Here is a 17,693-nt window from a genome sequence, read left to right on the forward strand (position 1 = left end):
AGAAGAACCATGTCCCGACGGATCCATCTCGCCCTGCACCCCTACGGCGTCGGCGGCCCCGGCCAGCACGGCCTGTGGAAGGACCCCCGTGTCGCCAAGAACGCCAGCATCGACATCGACTACTACATAAAGCAGGCCCAGGCAGCCGAACACGCCCTGTTCGACGCCCTGTTCGTCGTCGACAGCCAGTTCATCAACGCCACCTACCCGGCGCACTACCTCAACCGGCTCGAACCGCTCACCCTGCTGTCGGCCGTCGCCACCCACACCCGGCACATCGGCCTGGTGGGAACGGCCAGTTCGACGTACAACTCACCCTTCAACCTCGCCCGCCGCTTCGCCTCGCTGGACCTCATCAGCGGCGGCCGGGCCGGCTGGAACGTCGTGACCAGCTTCGACACCGGCACCTCGCGCAACTACGGGCTGGACGAGCACCTCGACTATGCCACCCGGTACGGCCGCGCCCTGGAGTTCGTCGAGGTCGCCCGCGGGCTGTGGGACTCCTACGAGGACGACGCCTTCCCGGCGGACGTGGCGCGCAACGTGTTCCTGGACCCGGCCAAGCTGCACGAACTGAACCACGAGGGCGAGCACTTCAAGGTCGCGGGACCACTGAACATCTCGCGTTCCGCGCAGGGCCAGCCGGTCATCTTCCAGGCCGGTGTGTCCGAGGAGGGACGCGATCTGGCCGCGCGGGTCGCCGAGGGCATCTACGCGCCGGGCGGATCGCTGGAGCAGGCCCAGGAGTACTACGCCGACATCAAGAAGCGGACCGCCGCGTACGGCCGGGACCCCGAGCACATCAAGATCTTCATCCACGGTGGTCCCGTCGTCGCCGCCACCGACGAGGCGGCCCGCCGCCGCGAGCGGGAGATCTTCGAGGAGGACAACGACTTCGACCGTCATCTGGCGCTGCTCGGCCGCTCCTTCGGCGCCTACGACTTCAGCGTGCACGACCTGGACGCACCGTTCCCGGACGTCGCCCATCTCGCCGAGAAGGGGGGCCGCACAGGCGCTGCGAAGATCATCGAGCGGGCACGTGCGGAGAAACTGACGCTGCGCCAGGTCGCGCAGTCCGTCGCCGAGTTCCGCCGCTCCCCCTTCGTCGGGGCGCCGGAGACCGTGGCCGACACGATCGAGCGGTGGTTCGACGCCGGCACCTTCGACGGCATCAACCTCGCCTTCCGCACCCAGGACGAACTCGACCTCTTCGTCGACGGGGTGGTGCCGATCCTGCAGAAGCGGGACCTGTTCCGCACCGAGTACGAGGCCGACACGCTGCGCGGCAACCTGGGCCTGCCGGTCCCGGCCAACCGGCACAGCCTCGAGCGCCGTCCCGTGAACGGCTGAGGGGCCCGCCATGACCGAGCAACCCCGATTCAGACTGGGCTTTCTCACCCACGTCCAGGGCCGCGACGCCGACCTCGCCCGGACCTACCGCAACGCCCAGGAGCTGTTCGTCGTGGCCGACGAACTCGGCTTCGACGTCGGCTGGGTGGCCCAGCATCACGTGCCCCTCGGCGGTGGCGGACTGTCCTCGCCGTGGACCTTCCTCGCGCACGCCGCCGCGCGCACCACCCGGATCCGGCTCGGCACCGCCATCACGGTGCTCCCGCTGGAGGACCCGATCCGCCTCGCCGAGGACGTCTCGACCGTCGACGCACTCAGCGGCGGACGGGTCGAGCTGGGCGTGGGCAGCGGTTCGAGCGACCTGGAGTACGCCGCCTTCGGCCGGGACGTGGCCCGCAGACGCGAACTGACCAGCGAACACCTGGACGTCGTGCGACGCGCTCTGAGCAACGAGGAGGTGGGCGCCCCCGGCTTCCGCGTCCAGCCGGCGACCGGTGACTTCACCGACCGGATCTGGCAGGGCGTCTTCAGCGAGCGCGGGGCGACGCACGCGGCGAGCCGTGGCTCCAACCTGCTGCTCAACCGGGCCGCCTACGGCCACGACGCGCCCACCGACGCGGTGCAGCGCCCCTGGGCGGACGCCTTCCTCACCGCCTGGGACCGGCCCCGCAGGCCCCGCATCGGTCTGTCCAGACTGGTCTTCCCGGCGAAGGACCGCCGTACGGCGCTGCGGTACATCGGGGACGACGTCCATCGCGCGGCCCTGCGCATGGCGGAGCACGGGGCGTTCCCGAAGGGACTCGACCTCGACGAGGCGCTGCGTCGCTTCCACGCGTTCCACGGCTCCCCCGAGGAGATCGTCACGGCCTTCCGGCAGGAGCAGGTCCTGCCCCTCGCGACCGACCTGATCACGCAGTTCAACCCCGCCGTACCCGACCACGACGCCACGGTCCGCGCGCTGGAACTCATCGCGACCGAGGTGGCGCCCGCCCTGGGCTGGCGCCCGGCGGCCCGCAACGAGCCCGCACCCGCAGGAGTCTGACATGAGCGACCACACCGACCACCACGCCCCCGAGGGTCTGCACACCCGCGGCACGATCGTCGTGGTGCCCGGCCGGGGCGAGACCCGGGCGACCTACGGACGGCTGGCGGCGCGCCTGGCGGCCGACGCGTACCGCGTCCGCGTCGTCGACGCGCCCGACCTCACCGACCCGTACGCCGACGACCCGGGGGCCGCGCCCACCCGCTTCGGCGCCCTGCTGACGGAAGCGGTGGACGGCACCGCCGGTCCCGACGGGGTCACGGAACCCGTCGTCCTGCTGGGCGCCGACGCGGGTGCCGCCGCGCTCGCCGCACACCTCGGGCGGGCCGGGCGGCTCCCCGGCGGCCGGCGGCCCGACGCCGTCGTCCTCGCCGGACTGCCGGGACGTGCGGCGCCCGGCGTCGACACCTGGGACGAGGAACTCGACGTACGCACCTTCTGCCCCACCCACCGGGGCACGCTGAGCAACGACACCGAGGTGCGGCGCGGTTCGCTGGGCGAGCCTCTCCCGGACGCGCTGCTCACGGCCGCCTACGACGCCGAACTCGCCGTCCCCGCACTGTTCCTGGTCGGCGACGCGGACCCGCTCGCGGACCGGGACGCCCTCGTCCACACGGCCAAGTCCCTGCCCCGGGCCCGTCTGTCGGTGGTCCGGGGCGCCCATCACGACGTCCTCAACGACGTGCAGCACCGCACGGTGGCCGCGGAGATCGTGACGTTCCTGGAGACCCTGCGCGACGAGCTGGTCCCGGTTCTCTCCGTGGAGACGAGCTCCTGGTGAGATCGGGGACCGCCAACCCACTTCCCCGCTTCGGCCGCCCCGCCTGAACCCCGACCGCGAAAGGGTGCCCACATGGCCGCCATCCTGTCCGTTTCCGGAAGCCCCTCCCCCACCTCACGCACCGCGCGCCTCCTGCGCCATCTGGACGACCGGCTGCGCCTGCACGGCCACGAGGTCACGCCGCTCGACGTACGCACCCTGCCCGCCCAGGCGCTGCTTGGGGCCGACTTCCGGCACCCGGCGATCACCGACGCCACCGCCCTGTTCGAGCGGGCGGACGGAGTGGTGATCGGCACCCCGGTGTACAAGGCCGCCTACTCGGGGCTGCTCAAGTCGCTGCTCGACCTGCTCCCGCAGTACGCGCTCGCCGGCAAGACGGTCTTCCCGCTGGCCACCGGCGGCAGTACGGCCCATGTCCTGGCCATCGACTACGCGTTGCGCCCGGTGCTCAGCTCGATGGGGGCGCTGCACATCGTCCCCGGCTGGTTCACCCTGGACAAGGACATCACCGTCGACGACAGCGGGGCGACGGTCGTCACGCCCGCGGCCGCCGAGGCGCTGGCCCAGGTGACGGACCAGTTCTCGGCGGCGCTGGGCGGGCGTACGACCGCACTCGCGTCGACGGCGTGAACGCCCGTCAGCAGCGCGAGTGGCGGCGGCCCGGCTGGACGCCTACGCCAACGCGCACTACCGGTCGCTCAAGAACGCCCGGACGGACGACGTGGACGTGCGGCGGGAGTCATTCGCCCGGGTCGAGGCCGTGGCGCGCGAGGCGGGTCATGCGCCGGCGCTTGACGCCTGGGGCGAGGACCTCGCGCTGATGCGTCCCGGCCCCGTTCAGACCAGTTCGGGCTGCGCCTCCGCGGGCTGAGGAGGTTCCGGTTGCCGTGCCGGCGGGGCCGCCGGCTCCCAGAGCCTGGTGGTCCGCACGTAACCGAGGATCACGGAGGCCATCGCGAGGACCAGCAGCGGTCCGGCGGCCCACGGGTGCTCGGCCATCTCCTCGGGCAGGTAGCGGTACGACACCAGCAGTACGGCGAACACCGTCGTGCCGTGGGCGACCAGCCGGACGCCCGCGCGGTCCCAGCCCCGCGCGAACGAGCGCATGGCGGTCTCGACCGTGAGCGCGAACACCACACCGGCGATGAGGTCGGCGCCGTAGTGGTAGCCGAAGCCGAGTGTCGCGGTGAGCGTGGCGACCAGCCAGAACGTGCCCGCGAACCGGATGGCCCGTGAACCCCTGCGGGAGTGGATGAAGAGCGTGGTGGCCCACGCCGTGTGCAGGCTCGGCATGCAGTTGCGCGGCGTGATCTCGTCGAACGGCATCGAGTGCGGGGCGCCGGTCGGCGGCAGCGTGTCCGGCCACAGGTTGGCCACCGCCCACTGTCCGCCGTCGGCGCCGTAGGCGAAGACCGGTCCGACGACCGGGAAGATCATGTAGATGGCGGGCCCGAGCAGGCCGATGGCGAGGAAGGTGCGTACGAGGTGGTGGCTCGGGAAACGGCGCTCGACGGCGACGTGACGCAGTTGGTACAGCCCCACGAGTGCCGCGGCCAGGGGGAGCTGACCGTAGACGAGGTGGAGGACGTGGTCGCCGACCGGTTCGGTGGCGTCGACGAACCGGCCGACCAGCCACGAGGGGTTCCCCAGCGCCTGGTCGGCGGTGGCCACGTAGGGGTCGAGCACCGCCTTGCGGGTCTCCGAGGTGATGAGCAGCCAGGTGTCGCCCGTCTTGTGTCCGGCCACCAGCAGCAGGCCCAGCCCGACGCCCTTCAGCAACAGGGCACGCTCGCCGCCCCCGCGGCGCGTCACGGCGACGACCGCGCAGCCCAGCACGACCCATAGCGCCCCGTTGCCGAAGTTCATGTCGGCGCCGACCACCCAGCGCACCAGCCAGAAGACGACGTCGATGCCGATCGCGGCACCGGCCGCGACGAACCGCTGCCGCCAGGTCAGTACCACCATCGTCAGGGCGAGGCCGGCGTACAGCAGCGGCCCCGAGTCAGGGGCGAAGATCACCTCTCGCGCCTGATTGGTGATCGGGCCCCGCACGCCGTAGTGGCGCGCGGCGAATTCCAGCGCGATGAGGAAACCGAGGGTCACCACACCCGCCGCGGTCCACAGCACGGCCCGGGGCCGGCGCCGGGCGGCGATCAGGGACCCGCGGTCTCTTCGCGAGGATATTCGTGTTGGTATGGTTTTCAATTGTTTGGGCCCGTTTGCTAGGGGTCGGACAAATAGGTCGCTCGTGCGGATCGTCACGAGTTCGAACATGCTAACGGCACGGCGTGGGGGCCGGAATCGCCCGATCCGCGTACTCGGCGTCACGCAGGGACTGGATCAGCGCGGCACGGGCCCGCGCGACGCGTGAGCGGACCGTACCGACCGGGCAGTCGATCAGCTCGGCCGCTTCGGCGTAGGGCAGTCCGACGAGTTGGGTGAGGACGAAGGCCTCACGGCGGTCGTCGGGCAGCGCGTCGAGCAGTTCGGTCAGCGCGACGCCGTCGTCGAAGCCCGGCAGACCGGGCTCCCCGGCGCGCTCGGCGGCGGCCTCCCAGTCGTCGGTGGCGAGGAGCCGGGGCCGGGCGGAGGCGTGCCGGTAGCTGTCGATCACCGCGCGGCGGGCGATGGCCAACAGCCAGGTGCGGGCGGAGGAGCGGCCCTCGAAACGGTGCAGGCTGCCAAGAGCCCGCAGGAACGTGTCCTGGGCCAGGTCGTCGGCGGACTGGGGGTCGGCACTGAGGTGCGTGACGAAGCGGCGGACGTCCCGGTGGAGGGCGCGGACGAAGCTCTCGACGGCCTCCGGGTCACCACCGCGGGCGGCCAGCGCCCACGTGGTCGCCGTGTCGTGCGTGGACGGGGCAGGACTGATCACATGCTGTCCTTCTCGTGAGTCCGGACCTCACGCATGCGACGCACACGTACGGTGCGCGGCAGACGACTCGGCATGCGGCTCGCACACGTACGGCACGCGGCAGGCGGAAGTCCGGCTTCCGGACCGGGCGGCACGGGGCTCGCGGGGGTCCGGTGAGGGTGTGGGGATGGCGGACGTACGCGCGCGCGTGATGGCGGCGTGCGCCCGTCGCCCGAGCCGGCCCGGCGGACAGCGCCCGGCACGGCATCGGGAAACCGGCTGTCTCAGGCGACAGCGGTCTCCGCGGGCGGGCCCCGGTATGTGATCGCGTACACGAGGAACGGCCGACTCGGCCGGCGGGCCGCACGGCCGCGCCGGGCGACGACGCGCGGGCGGTCCGGCGGCGCCGGGAGGGTGAGGATCAGCCGCAGCGGCGCGGCCAGCCGTCCGGCCACGGCCCGCAGGACGCGGAAGGCCGCGCGCTCGCCGTACGCCAGCCACAGACCGCAGAGCAACGCGGCCAGGAGGTGGGCGGCGAGCATGCCCGTGGAGGACATGCCGCCCCCGGTGTGGCCGCCACCTGATGGGGACCCCATGGCGGACACGGAGTCCATGGCGGAGGCAGGGTCCATGGCGGGCATGGCATGCCCCGTGTGCGCCATGGCGGCCGTGTCCCCCATGACCATGGCGGGCATGGACGGCGTCGCCGAAGCGGACGGCGTCGACAGCTCCTGGGCGTACGAGAACCACTGGTGCAGTGCCGCTTGGGCGGCCACCATCGCGCCGGAGACCAGCAGGAGCCCACGCTCCCGGCCGGCCAGGCACCACGCCGCACCGCCGGTCACCGCCACCGCGGCGACCAGGGCCCACCAGGCCACCGGGGTACCCGACATGAGGACGTGTCCCAAGGTGGCGAGCAGCACGCAGACGGCCGCGAACACCGCGGCCCTCGTCGTGCGGAAGCACCACCCAGCAGTCATGGCGGCTCATCCTCGCATTCCCGGGCCCGCCGTCATGGAGGGATACGGAACTTCCTCGCCCGACGGTCAACCCCTACCCTGTGATTCACACCACAGCGACCGACTGGACCGGCGACCGTTCAAGACACCACCGCGGGGATGCGTAGACAAGGCATGAGCAACTCTGATTCCGAGGTGCCGGCACCTCGCAAGGATCACGGCGCGGACCGCCGCGGCACTCCGGTGGGGCGGCGCGTACTGCTGGGGATGGTCGGGCTCGGGGCCGTGGGCGTCGTCACCGGCGGTCCGCTCGAGCGTCTGGTCTCCGGCGGCCTCGACGTCGTCGCCCGGAAGGATCCGACCGGCCTGTCGGACCTGCTTCCGGGCAACCGCTTCCGGTACTACTCCGTGACCGGCTCCGTTCCCGAACGGGACGAGACCGACTACCGCCTCAAGATCGACGGGCTCGTGGCCGAGCCGAAGACCTACCGGCTGGCCGACCTGGCGGCACTCCCCCAGGAAAGGCTCGTCCGCGACGTGCAGTGCGTGACCGGATGGCGGGTGCCGCGGACGCCGTTCGCCGGCGTGCGCCTGTCCACGATCCTCGACGCCGCCGGCGTGTCACCCGACGGCGGTGCCGTCCGGTTCACCTGCTTCGACGGCGAGTACACCGAGAGCCTCACCCTGGAGCAGGCCCGCAGACCGGACGTGCTGGTCGCCACGGCCATGGAGGACAAGCCGATCAGTCACTCCCACGGCGGCCCGGTACGGCTCTACGTCGCTCCCATGTACTTCTACAAGTCCGCCAAGTGGCTTTCCGGCATCACCGTCACCAAGGACGTGCGCCCCGGATACTGGGAGCGCCTGGGCTACGACGTGGACGCGTGGGTGGGCCGCTCGAACGGACGTGACGATGCTCCCACCGTCTGACCGTCACGCGCGGCCGGTCCCGCCCCGGTCCGCCAGGTTCGCGCGCTTCACTCCCGCGGAGCGCTGGGTGCACCAGGCCACCGCCCTCCTGGCCGGGGTGTGCATCGCCACCGCGGCCTGCCTGTACGTCTCGCCCCTCGCCGAACTCGTCGGCCGCCGCAGGCTGGTGGTCACGGTGCACGAGTGGTCCGGGATCGCACTTCCCCTGCCGGTACTGCTGGGCCTCGCCTCCCGTGCGCTGCGCTCCGACCTGGGGCGGCTCAACCGCTTCGGCGCCCACGACCGGCGCTGGCTGCGGGCCGCCCTGAGACGGCAGGGGACGTCCAGGGTCCCCTCGGGCAAGTTCAACGCGGGTCAGAAGGTCTACGCGGCCTGGACCGCGGGGGCCGGTCTCGTCATGGTGGGGACCGGTCTCCTGCTCTGGTTCCCTGACCTCGTGTCCCTGTCGCTCCGGACGGGCGCGACGTTCGTCCACGACTGGCTCGCCCTGGCGATCGGGGTGGTCGTGGCCGGTCACATCTGGCGGGCGGCGAGTGACCCGGGCGCCCTCGAGGGCATGTGGCGCGGGTCCGTGTCACGGGAGTGGGCGGATCGGGAGCACCGGTTGTGGCGGCGGGAGGTGGACGGGGAGGCGGGTTCCGACGGCCCCGCGGACCGTCCGGCTCCGGCTCCGTCGGCGACGGAGCCGGACTGACCCGCGGCCGCGCCGGGCCGCCGACCGCCGACCGCCGTCAGACGGTGTGCTGATACGCCGAGTACGTCAGGTAACCCGCGTCACCGCCCTGGTAGTACGTGGCCTCGTCCACCGGTGCGACGGGCAGTCCCGTGCGCAGTCGCTCGACCAGGTCGGGGTTGGCGATGAAGCCGCGGCCGAAGCTGATGAGGTCCGCTCCGAGCCCGAGCCAGTGATCGGCGTCCTGGCGCCCGGCCTGCTTCGGCCCCATCGGAAGCACCGGGTTCATGATGAGGGCGCCCGGCCAGGCGCGGCGCAGGCCGATCAGCACCTCCTCGTCGGCGGTGGCCTCGATGTGGACGTAGGCGATCCCGAGGCGCGACAGCTCGTGCAGCAACTCGGCGTAGAGCTCGGGGACATCGCTCTCCTCGACGCCCCAGAACGTGCCCGCCGGAGAGAGGCGGATGCCGGTCCTGGCGGCGCCGACGGCTTCGACGGTCGCGGACACGGCCTCGACGGCGAAGCGGATCCGGTTGGCCACGGAGCCGCCGTAGAGGTCGGTGCGCAGGTTCGCGTTCGAGGAGAGGAACTGCGAGATGAGGTAGCCGTTGGCCCCGTGCAACTCGACGCCGTCGAAGCCGGCGTCGACGGCTCGGCGGGCGGCCCGGGCGTACGACAGGGCCTGCTCGGGCACTTCCGCGGTCTCCAGGGCGCGCGGAGTCGGCGCGGGCTGGGGCCCGTTCGGCGTGAACACGTCTCCGACGGCGGGGACGGCCGAGGGCCCGACCGGCCGCGTACCCGTGGTGTCGGGGTGCGAGACGCGTCCGCCGTGCATGATCTGGGCGAAGATCCGTCCGCCGTTGGCGTGCACGGCCGCGGTGACGGGGCGCCACGCGGCGACCTGCTCGTCGGTGTGCAGTCCCGGCGTACCCGGATTGGACTGCCCGACCAGGCTCGGCTGCACGCCCTCGGACACGATCAGCCCGGCCGTGGCCCGCTGGGCGTAGTACGTCGCCATCGACGGTGTGGCCAGACCGCCCGCGGCGGCACGGACCCGCGACATCGGGGCCATCACCGTCCGGTTGGGCAGCGTCAGACCGCCGAGCGGGAAACTGTCGAAAAGAGACGTCACGTCAGGACTCCTCGTCGTCCGGGGCCCGGATCTCGGGCACGACGGCTACGCTAGAACCTGACACTGACGTCAGAGGCAAGATATTGTGCCGCAGATCACAGTCGGGAGTACGGCATGCGCATCGGAGAGGCCGCCGCACGGGCCGGAGTCAGCGTCCGGTCCGTGCGTTACTACGAGGACCAGGGGCTGCTGGCCAGCGTGCGCAGCGCGGGCGGGCAGCGCCAGTACACGGAACACGAGGTCGAGCGGGTCAGGTTCCTCCAGCGGCTGTACGCGGCCGGGCTGTCCAGTCGCACCATCGCCGACCTGCTCCCGTGCGTCGACACGCCCAGCGAGGACAATTCCGACGCCGCGCTGGAGCGGATGGCCCAGGAGCGCGACAGGCTGTCCGAGCACATCGCCGACCTCGTCCGCACCAGGGACGCGCTCAACACCCTGATGGACACGGCACGCGAATACCGGGAGTCCCTGCGCGTCACGGTGCGCGACTGACCGGCGGGACACAGTTTGCCTAATCCTGTTAGGCAAGCCCATAATCGTCCGCGGCTGCTGGGAGAGCGATACGGAGGACGGGTGTGGCGCGGGTAGGGCTGACGACCGAGGGCCTGATCAGGGCCGGGGCCGAGACGGCCGACGAGATCGGCTTCGAGCGCACCACTCCGACGGAGCTCGCCCGGCGGTTCGGCGTCAGGACGGCGAGCCTGTACTCGCACGTGAACAACGCGCACGACCTCAAGACCGGGATCGCGCTGTTCGCCCTCGAGGAGCTGGCCGACCGGGTCTCCGAGGCGGTCGCCGGCCGAGCGGGCAAGGACGCGCTGACGGCTTTCGCTAACGCCTACCGCGACTACGCCCTCCAGCACCCGGGCCGGTTCGCCGCCACCAAGTTCCCCCTCGACACCCGGACGGCCGCCTCCAGCGCCGCTGTGCGGCACTCCCGGATGGCGCGGGCGATCCTGCGCGGATACGACCTGGCCGAGCCACATCAGACGCACGCCGTACGGCTGTTGGGCAGCGTCTTCAGCGGCTACGTCGGCCTGGAGTCCGCCGGGGGCTTCAGCCACAGCGCCCCCGATGCGCAGGAGAGCTGGACGGAGATCCTCAACGCGCTGGACGCCCTTCTGCGCACCTGGCCGACCGGCTCCTGAACCGGCCCCCGGGCGCGGGCACCGCGGGTTCCGTCGTGTCAGGGCCGCGCGGCGGTCAGGGAGAGCGCGTACAGGGCCGTCGAGGCGAAGTCGTCCGCCGGCTCCACCGTCTGCCAGGAACGGACGTCGTCGAGATAGCCGGCCCCGTGGCCGTCGAAGTCCGACCACTTCCCGCCGTCCGGCGCGAAGGAGCAGGGGCGTCCTCCCTCGAGGGCGCCCGGTTCCTTCAGCAGGTCCGCGTCGTTGGGCCCGTTGACGACGGCTCCGCGCAGGATGTCCCCACGGCCGGTGTGACTCATGGCGAGGTTCGCGACCTGGTGCTGGGGACAGTGCGGATAGAGGTCGCCCGCGCCCACGACGAAACTGGTGCCCCAGGCGTTGGCCCCGAAGACCCAGGCCAGCTGCTGGGCGGCGAAGTCGTCGTACCGGTGGTCGCCCGTGACGCGGGCGTACAGTTCGGCGGTGGCGAGCAGGCCGAAGGTGTTCGGCGCCGCGTCGAAGTCGCTGGGTATGACGCCCGACCGGAAGGGGTCCCCGGCCGCCCGCTTCCGTCCCGTCTCCACCTGCCGCCTCAGCTCCGCCTCCAGTGCGCTCGTGAGCCCCGCGTCGGGGTCCGCCGAGGACAGCACCTCGGCGTGGGCCAGGGCACTGACGTCGGCGGCGCCCAGGGTGCCGCTGCGCTCGTCCCGCAGGGCCGCGCGGGCCCAGGTGAGCGCCTCGCCGCTCCAGCGCGAGGCGCGTGAGTCGCCCAGGGCGTCGGCGCCGCGCGCGAGTTCGGCGGCCGCCCACTCCATGTCGTCGCGCCAGGAGTCCTCCTGGTAGTAGTCCGCGGGGACGGTGGTGACCAGGGCGCCCTTGTCCGGCCGGGTGTCCGCCTTCGCGTAGACGGCGGCCGCCTTGTCCAGCCACTCACGGGCCTGCACGGGGTCCTCTTCGGCCTCGGTCTGCGCGGCGAGGGCGAAGGCCGCGCTCACCCGGCCCGCGAGGTTGGGGCTGATGGGCTCGCCCGGTTCGTTGACGCGGAAGACGGGCCGGTACTTGATCAGGTAGTCGGCGTCCCCCGGCCGCACGGTGAGGTGGTCGTCCTCCTCGGGCAGCCGCCACACGTCGTGGTCACCACGGACCCGCTTGCCGCCGGACCCGAGCCCCACCTGGGCGTAGAGGGTGCCCGTATCCGCGTCCCACATCCTGTCCAGCCAGCGCAGACCGTGCCGGGCCTCGTCCCGCAGCCCTGGCACCGACGGTGTGTCGCGGACGGTGCTCAGCATCTGTGCGACCACGTAGGACGTCGTGTGTGTGAACTTCAGGAAGTCGCCGGCGTCGAACCACCCTCCCGACACGTCCACGGGCCCGCCCGCTTCGGACAACGCCGGGTCGGCGGTCGTCCCGTCGGCCGAGTCGGGATCGGGGTCGGCATCGGGGGTCTCGTAGACGCGGGCCCGTTCGTCGGTCAGGTGCGAGGGCACCCGTCCGGTCGCCTCGGTCAGGACGTCCTCGCCGTCCCGCTGGGTGCCGAAGAAGTGCACACTGTCCGCACGCAGCGGATCCAGCAGCTGCCGCGCCGTCGCCACGCGGAAGCGGACCGACGGGCCGGCGTCCGCCCCGACCAGGCGCAGCCGATAGGTGCCGGCGCGGCTGAGCGACGAGAGGTCGATGGAGTGCACGGCGCCGTACGTGCTGTTCCACTCACCGAGAGAGGGGCCCACGCTGCCGTGCTCGGCGGTGTTCCCCCGCTCGTCCAGGACCTCGAACTCCGCGTCGGCCAGCTTGTCCCGGTCCCCCATGACGTAGGCGAACTTCTTCTCGCCCGCCACGTATCCGACCTGGTTGACGCGTAGGGCCGCCGGGGCGTCGTCCCCGTCCTCGGAGCATGCGGAGAGGCAGCAGGCCGCCAGTACGCAGGCGGCCACGGCCGACACGGCGCGAGCCGACGGCGAGAAGAAGTGGTTCATGGTGGACAGTCTGGTCGATGGCACCCCCGCGCCGTGGGCCGAGGTCCCGGTCGGGGTGGGACGACGAGGGCGGACGTTTGTGCGGGATAGGCTCTGGTCTGCCCGCCCCCACCCGGACGCCACAGGAGGAGTCGGCCATGGGCCCACAGGACCCGCAGGAGGTGCCGGCCGCGCAGGACACGGCCGAGCGGCTCCGGGCGATCTGCGACGAGTTGTCGGACCGCTTCTACGAGCGGGCCGACGTGGTGCGGACGCTGGTGGTGACGCTGCTGGCCGGTCAGCACTCCCTGGTGCTGGGCCCGCCGGGAACGGCGAAGTCCGAGCTGGCCCGGGAACTCACGAGCAGGATCGAGGGCGCGTCCTACTGGGAGATCCTCCTGTCCAAGTTCACCGCGCCGACGAGGATGTTCGGTCCCATCGACGTCGCGGCGCTCGCCCGCGGTGAGTACCGCCAGGTCTACGACGGCCGCGCCACCACCGCGCACGTCGCGTTCATCGACGAGATCTTCAAGTGCTCCACGGCGGCACTCAACGAGACGCTGGGTTACCTCAACGAACGGATCTACCACCCCGAGAGCGGCGGTGAACCCGTCCGCTGCCCCCTCATCGGCGCCATCACGGCCAGCAACGAACTTCCTGAGGGCGAGGACACGGCCGCGATCTACGACCGGCTGCTGGTGCGGATCGAGGTCAAGTACCTGGAGGATCCCTCCAACTTCGCCGCCCTGGTCCGCTCCGCCGTCAGCCGCCCGGCCGCACCGCGGCGGACGACCCTGCAACTGGCCGCGCTGCGGCAGGCCGCGACCGAGGCCGTCCCCGCCGTCGAGGTCTCCGACGCGGTCGTGGACGCGCTGTGTACGCTGCGGGCCGCCCTGCGCCGCAAGGAACTGGTCGCCTCCGACCGCCGCTGGCGGCAGGCGGTGGGCCTGCTCCAGGCGTCCGCGTACCTCGACGGGCGCCCCACGGTCGCCGAGAGCGACCTGTCGGTGCTGACCCATGTGCTGTGGAACTCCCCCGCCGAGCGCCCCACCGTCGAACGCGAGGTGCTGCAACTGGTCAACCCGGACGCCAAGGAGGCCCTCGACCTCGCCGACACCATCGACGAGCTGGAGACCCAGCTCGACGCGATGGCCGGACAGTCCCGCGAGGCGCTGAGCGAGTGGGTCATCAAGAAGGCCCACAACCAGCTCGCCATGGCGGGCAAGCGGCTGGAGAAGCTGCGCGAGGAGGCGGCGGGCGCCGGGCGCTCCACCGCCGCCATCGACCGGGTCACCGGCCGCCAGCGCGCCGTCCGCGCCCGTGTGCTCACCGAGGCCCTGGGCGTCGACGCGAGCACGGTGCAGGCCCAGCTCTGAGAGCGGGGGCACAAAAAACCATGGACCAGGCACCGAACCGGCTGGACGAGCTGGCGAACCGGGCCGCCAAGTGGCTGGCCCTGTCGGCCGCCGCTCCCGCACGGCACACCGCGGCCGTGGTCGCGGACCGCTTCGACCGGCTCACGTGGCGGGACACCTACGAGCAGTCGGCCGCGCTGCGGGAGCTGGCCGGGGAACTGGGCGAGCGCCACGCACACACCGCCGACCTCCTCACGGACGCGTTCCTGGCCGCCTACCGGGCCGGCCCGCGGTTGCGCGAGCCCGCCGAGATGGACCCCTCCCGCATGGTCAACCACCGGATCGTCGGCGCGCTGCTGGAGTCGCCCGGGTTCGCCGAGCTGCACCGGGAGACGGTCGGCGACCCGTACGCCGCCGCCATGGCCGTGCTCGCCCAGGCCACCGCGCTGCGCCGGATGCTGGACGAGTCCGGGCCCGCCCGGGAGCGGGACGAGCGGGCGGAGCGGACGCGGCAGCGCGCCGAGGACGCGGCAGCCGCCGTCGCCGAGGCGCTCCGGCAGGCCGCCGACGAGGCCGACGAGGACGGCACCGTGTCCGGTCCGGCCGCCGACGCCGTACAAGCCGTACAGCAGGCGGCCGAGAGCGCGGAGGCCGCCGCGCGACGGGCCGCCCTGGACGCCGGGCAGGCCCATGCCGTGGCGCTCCCCGGCATCCGTGCCGCCGCGCGGAGCGGGGTGGCGAAGTCGGCGGCCGCCGCGCGGGAGGAGGCGGCGCTGATGCGGGCCTGGGGCGTCGGTTCCGGCGAGCTGGAGCGGATGCCGTTCGACGGGCGCGCCCGGCTGGCCGAGCGGCTGCGCACCGGCCGGCTCGCACAGTGGGCCGAACTGATCGGCCGCTTCCGGCAGATGGCCGAGGGCGAGCGCGCCCGCAAGGTGGAGAACGCCACCGGTGAACTGATCGGCGTCACACTCGGCGACGACCTCTCCCGCGTCATCCCCTCCGAGCTGGCCAACCTCGGCCTGCCCGAACTGCGCGCGGTGTTCGCCGCGCGCTACGCCGCCGGGGAGCTGATGCTCTACGACAGCCAGGGAGAACAGGCCACCGGCCGGGGCGCCGTCATCGCCTGCGTGGACACCTCGCACTCCATGTACGAGGCGGGGCCCGGCGGCATCACCCGGGAAGCGTGGGCGAAGGCGTGCGCGCTGGCACTCCTCGACCAGGCCCGCCAGGCGGGGCGCGACTTCGTCGGCATTTTGTTCTCCGCCGCCGACAAGCTCCAGGTCTTCCGCTTCCCGGCCGACCGGCCCGCCCCCCTCGCCCGCACCCTCGACTTCGCGGAGACCTTCCTCGGCGGCGGCACCAGCTACCAGCGGCCGCTGTCGGCGGCGGGCGAACTGCTCGAGGAGGAGTTCAACGACTCCTCCCGCACACGCGGCGACATCGTGATGCTCACCGACGACGACTGCGGCGTCACCGAGGAGTGGATGCGCGGCTGGAACGACGCCAAGCGCAGGCTGGGCTTCCGGGTCTTCGGCGTGGGCATCGGCGCCCCGCGCGTCGCGGAGGCCGGCTCGGTCCTCGAGGCCCTGTGCGACAACCTCAGGTCCATCGAGGACTTCACCGACGTCCACGCCGCCGCCGACCTGTTCCGCGTGATCTGACCGGCCGCCGGCGCCTTTCGCGCGGGGCCTTACGGCTTGCGGGCCACCGCCCCGTACATCGCGATGTCCTCGTCCCGGATGCCCTGTTCGCCCGTGCCGTCCGGATGCCACTTGTGGACCTGGACGATGCCCGGTCCGGCCAACTCCAGGTCCTCGAAGAACTCGTGGGCCTCGTCGATGGTCCGCAGCCGCATCGGCATGTCGCGGGCCGCGTACTCGCGCGCGACCCGGCCCACCTCCTCGGGGGCGAACTCGGCGGTGCCGATGGTCATGGCCAGGTAGCTCCCGGAGGGCAGGGGCTCCAGGAGCCGGCGCACGATGCCGACCGCGTCGTCCTCGTCCAGGACGAAGTGGACGATCGCGATCACGGTGAGTGCGACGGGCTCGCCCAGGTCCAGGGTCTTGCGGAACTCGGCCGATTCGAGGACGGCTTCCGGGCGCTGGAAGTCCGCCTCGATGTACGTCGTCCGGCCCTCGGGCGTGCTGGAGAGCAGACCCTGGGAGAGGGTCAGGACGATCGGGTCGTTGTCCACGTAGACCACCCGCGACTCGGGGGCCACCGACTGGGCTATCTCGTGCAGGTTGGGCGAGGTGGGGATGCCGGTGCCGATGTCGAGGAACTGGCGGATGCCCGCCTCCTCGGCCAGCCACCGCACGGCGCGGTTCATCCAGTCCCGGTTGGCGCGCATGTGGACGGGCAGGGCCGGCCATTCCCGGGCCATCGCGTCACCCGCCTCCCGGTCGGCGGGGTAGTAGTCCTTTCCTCCCAGGATGTAGTCGTAGATCCGGGCCGAGTGCGCGTGCTCGGTGTCGATTCGGTCGGCCGGCCATCCGCTGTCGGACAACGTTCGCCCCTCTCTGGGTCGGGTCGTGCGGTGCGAGTGAACTCTCGGTGCGGAAAGTCTTCACAGCTCCTTGCGCAGCGCGCCGAGGAGTTCCTCGGTGCTTCGGGCCGGGACCGCCTGGGCGCCCAGCCGGTCCAGGGCCTCGCGGTAGACCACCACGTCGTCGCCCTTGTCCAGATAGACGGCGCCCACGAGTCCGCCGAGGTAGACGATGTCGGGGAGTTCGGGGGCCCGGAACCGGAAGAGGTCGAAGGCGCCCGCGCGCATGGCGGGGTGCGGGCCGCCGGCGAACGGCATGATCTGGAGTGTGACGTTGGGCAGCCGGCCCAGCTCGATCAGCCGGTCCACCTGCTGCCGCATCACCTCGGGGCCGCCCACGGGCCAGCGCAAAACCGTTTCGTCCATCACGACCCACAGGCGGGGCGGGGACGGCCGGGTGAGGATCTCCTGGCGCCGCATGCGCAGGGCCACCCGACGTTCGGTGGCCACGGAGGAGGCGTGCGGGTTGCCGGCGCTCAGCAGGGCGCGTGCGTAGGCCGGGGTCTGCAACAGGCCGTGCACGACGCCGGACTCGTAGGCGCGAATGTGCAGGGCCGCCTGCTCCAGGCTCAGATAGGCCGCGAACCAGTCCGACATGACGTCACGGTAGGTGTGCCACCAGCCCCGCTTGTTCGCCTCGCGGGCCGACTTCAGGAAGGTGTCGATCTCCTGCCGGTCGCGGACACCGTAGACCTGGAGCAGCTTCTCCACGTCCGGAAGCCGCAGCCGCGCCACCTTCGCCGCCTCCAGGCGGCGGATCGTGGAATGACTCATCCCGATCGCCTCACCTGCCTGCTCGAACGTCAGACCGGCGCGGGTGCGCAACTCCTCCAACTGCCTGCCGAGGATCATGCGCAGCACGGAGGGGGCGCCGCCCCAATCGGTCTCCGCGGTCACACCGTCTTCCCTTCGCCGTCCCGCGCCCGGGCCCCGGATGCGCAAGTCTGCCACGAGCGCCACCCCGTCCGAGGAGCATGCGTCCAGGCAGCTGCA

General features: G+C 72.2%; 18 protein-coding genes. 11 read left to right on the forward strand and 7 right to left on the reverse strand.

Annotated elements, in window-relative coordinates:
- Positions 1-9 precede the first annotated feature (9 nt).
- From ACGH7X_RS01795 to ACGH7X_RS01815, 5 genes are all read left to right on the forward strand, one after another.
- Positions 10-1,350 carry an LLM class flavin-dependent oxidoreductase gene (locus ACGH7X_RS01795; protein WP_399880829.1) on the forward strand — a complete coding sequence of 447 codons (1,341 nt, stop codon included), beginning with the start codon at positions 10-12 and terminating at the stop codon, positions 1,348-1,350.
- Between the two features lie 10 nt (positions 1,351-1,360).
- Complete coding sequence (locus ACGH7X_RS01800; RefSeq protein ID WP_399880832.1) at positions 1,361-2,392, forward strand: LLM class flavin-dependent oxidoreductase; 1,032 nt, start codon at positions 1,361-1,363, stop codon at positions 2,390-2,392.
- 1 nt (position 2,393) lies between these two features.
- Positions 2,394-3,173: an alpha/beta hydrolase gene (locus ACGH7X_RS01805; protein ID WP_399880835.1), complete on the forward strand. Its 780-nt coding sequence runs from the start codon at positions 2,394-2,396 to the stop codon at positions 3,171-3,173.
- A 72-nt stretch (positions 3,174-3,245) separates the two neighbouring features.
- Positions 3,246-3,803, forward strand: a complete 558-nt coding sequence (gene ssuE, locus ACGH7X_RS01810; protein WP_399880838.1) for an NADPH-dependent FMN reductase — start codon at positions 3,246-3,248, stop codon at positions 3,801-3,803.
- A gap of 19 nt (positions 3,804-3,822) precedes the next feature.
- Positions 3,823-4,044 (forward strand): hypothetical protein, encoded by a 222-nt coding sequence (locus ACGH7X_RS01815; protein ID WP_399880841.1) that lies wholly within the window; start codon positions 3,823-3,825, stop codon positions 4,042-4,044.
- On the opposite strand, the gene ACGH7X_RS01820 is transcribed toward ACGH7X_RS01815, so the two are convergent.
- The 3 genes from ACGH7X_RS01820 to ACGH7X_RS01830 all read right to left on the reverse strand — a co-directional run bounded on the left by ACGH7X_RS01820 (position 4,011) and on the right by ACGH7X_RS01830 (position 7,007).
- Positions 4,011-5,300, reverse strand: coding sequence for a phosphatase PAP2 family protein (locus tag ACGH7X_RS01820; RefSeq protein ID WP_399880843.1), 1,290 nt, complete (start codon positions 5,298-5,300; stop codon positions 4,011-4,013). The genes ACGH7X_RS01815 and ACGH7X_RS01820 overlap by 34 nt on opposite strands.
- 148 nt (positions 5,301-5,448) lie before the next feature.
- Entirely contained in the window at positions 5,449-6,048 is a 600-nt protein-coding gene (locus ACGH7X_RS01825) for a sigma-70 family RNA polymerase sigma factor (RefSeq protein ID WP_399880846.1), read from the reverse strand.
- A gap of 263 nt (positions 6,049-6,311) precedes the next feature.
- Positions 6,312-7,007, reverse strand: a complete 696-nt coding sequence (locus tag ACGH7X_RS01830) for a hypothetical protein (protein ID WP_399880849.1) — start codon at positions 7,005-7,007, stop codon at positions 6,312-6,314.
- A 153-nt stretch (positions 7,008-7,160) separates the two neighbouring features.
- On the opposite strand from ACGH7X_RS01830, the gene ACGH7X_RS01835 reads away from it, so the two are divergent.
- Positions 7,161-7,916 (forward strand): molybdopterin-dependent oxidoreductase, encoded by a 756-nt coding sequence (locus ACGH7X_RS01835; RefSeq protein WP_399880852.1) that lies wholly within the window; start codon positions 7,161-7,163, stop codon positions 7,914-7,916.
- Positions 7,900-8,610, forward strand: a complete 711-nt coding sequence (locus ACGH7X_RS01840) for a cytochrome b/b6 domain-containing protein (RefSeq protein ID WP_399880855.1) — start codon at positions 7,900-7,902, stop codon at positions 8,608-8,610. The genes ACGH7X_RS01835 and ACGH7X_RS01840 overlap by 17 nt, the downstream gene beginning before the upstream one ends.
- Before the next feature lie 37 nt (positions 8,611-8,647).
- On the opposite strand, the gene ACGH7X_RS01845 is transcribed toward ACGH7X_RS01840, so the two are convergent.
- Entirely contained in the window at positions 8,648-9,721 is a 1,074-nt protein-coding gene (locus tag ACGH7X_RS01845; protein WP_399880858.1) for an alkene reductase, read from the reverse strand.
- 114 nt (positions 9,722-9,835) lie between these two features.
- On the opposite strand from ACGH7X_RS01845, the gene ACGH7X_RS01850 reads away from it, so the two are divergent.
- Both ACGH7X_RS01850 and ACGH7X_RS01855 read left to right on the forward strand, forming a co-directional pair.
- Positions 9,836-10,213: a MerR family transcriptional regulator gene (locus ACGH7X_RS01850; RefSeq protein WP_399880860.1), complete on the forward strand. Its 378-nt coding sequence runs from the start codon at positions 9,836-9,838 to the stop codon at positions 10,211-10,213.
- Between the two features lie 83 nt (positions 10,214-10,296).
- The gene (locus ACGH7X_RS01855; protein WP_399880862.1) at positions 10,297-10,869 is read left to right on the forward strand and encodes a TetR/AcrR family transcriptional regulator; all 573 of its coding nucleotides are present in this window, start codon (positions 10,297-10,299) and stop codon (positions 10,867-10,869) included.
- A 38-nt stretch (positions 10,870-10,907) separates the two neighbouring features.
- Here the strand turns inward: ACGH7X_RS01855 and ACGH7X_RS01860 are convergent, their stop codons facing one another.
- Positions 10,908-12,821, reverse strand: coding sequence for a glycoside hydrolase family 9 protein (locus tag ACGH7X_RS01860; RefSeq protein WP_399880864.1), 1,914 nt, complete (start codon positions 12,819-12,821; stop codon positions 10,908-10,910).
- Between the two features lie 137 nt (positions 12,822-12,958).
- Here ACGH7X_RS01860 and ACGH7X_RS01865 point away from each other — a divergent pair, with 137 nt between their 5' ends.
- Together ACGH7X_RS01865 and ACGH7X_RS01870 are read left to right on the forward strand one after the other, a co-directional pair.
- Entirely contained in the window at positions 12,959-14,176 is a 1,218-nt protein-coding gene (locus ACGH7X_RS01865) for an AAA family ATPase (protein WP_399880865.1), read from the forward strand.
- Positions 14,177-14,196: 20 nt separating this feature from the next.
- The gene (locus ACGH7X_RS01870) at positions 14,197-15,816 is read left to right on the forward strand and encodes a vWA domain-containing protein (RefSeq protein ID WP_399880867.1); all 1,620 of its coding nucleotides are present in this window, start codon (positions 14,197-14,199) and stop codon (positions 15,814-15,816) included.
- A gap of 29 nt (positions 15,817-15,845) precedes the next feature.
- Here the strand turns inward: ACGH7X_RS01870 and ACGH7X_RS01875 are convergent, their stop codons facing one another.
- Positions 15,846-16,661, reverse strand: coding sequence for an SAM-dependent methyltransferase (locus tag ACGH7X_RS01875; RefSeq protein ID WP_399880869.1), 816 nt, complete (start codon positions 16,659-16,661; stop codon positions 15,846-15,848).
- A gap of 60 nt (positions 16,662-16,721) precedes the next feature.
- Entirely contained in the window at positions 16,722-17,597 is an 876-nt protein-coding gene (locus ACGH7X_RS01880; protein WP_399880871.1) for a helix-turn-helix domain-containing protein, read from the reverse strand.
- Between the last annotated feature and the right edge of the window lie 96 nt (positions 17,598-17,693).

Origin of the sequence: Streptomyces sp. BBFR51 (assembly GCF_044591655.1) — a bacterium.
GTDB lineage: Bacteria > Actinomycetota > Actinomycetes > Streptomycetales > Streptomycetaceae > Streptomyces.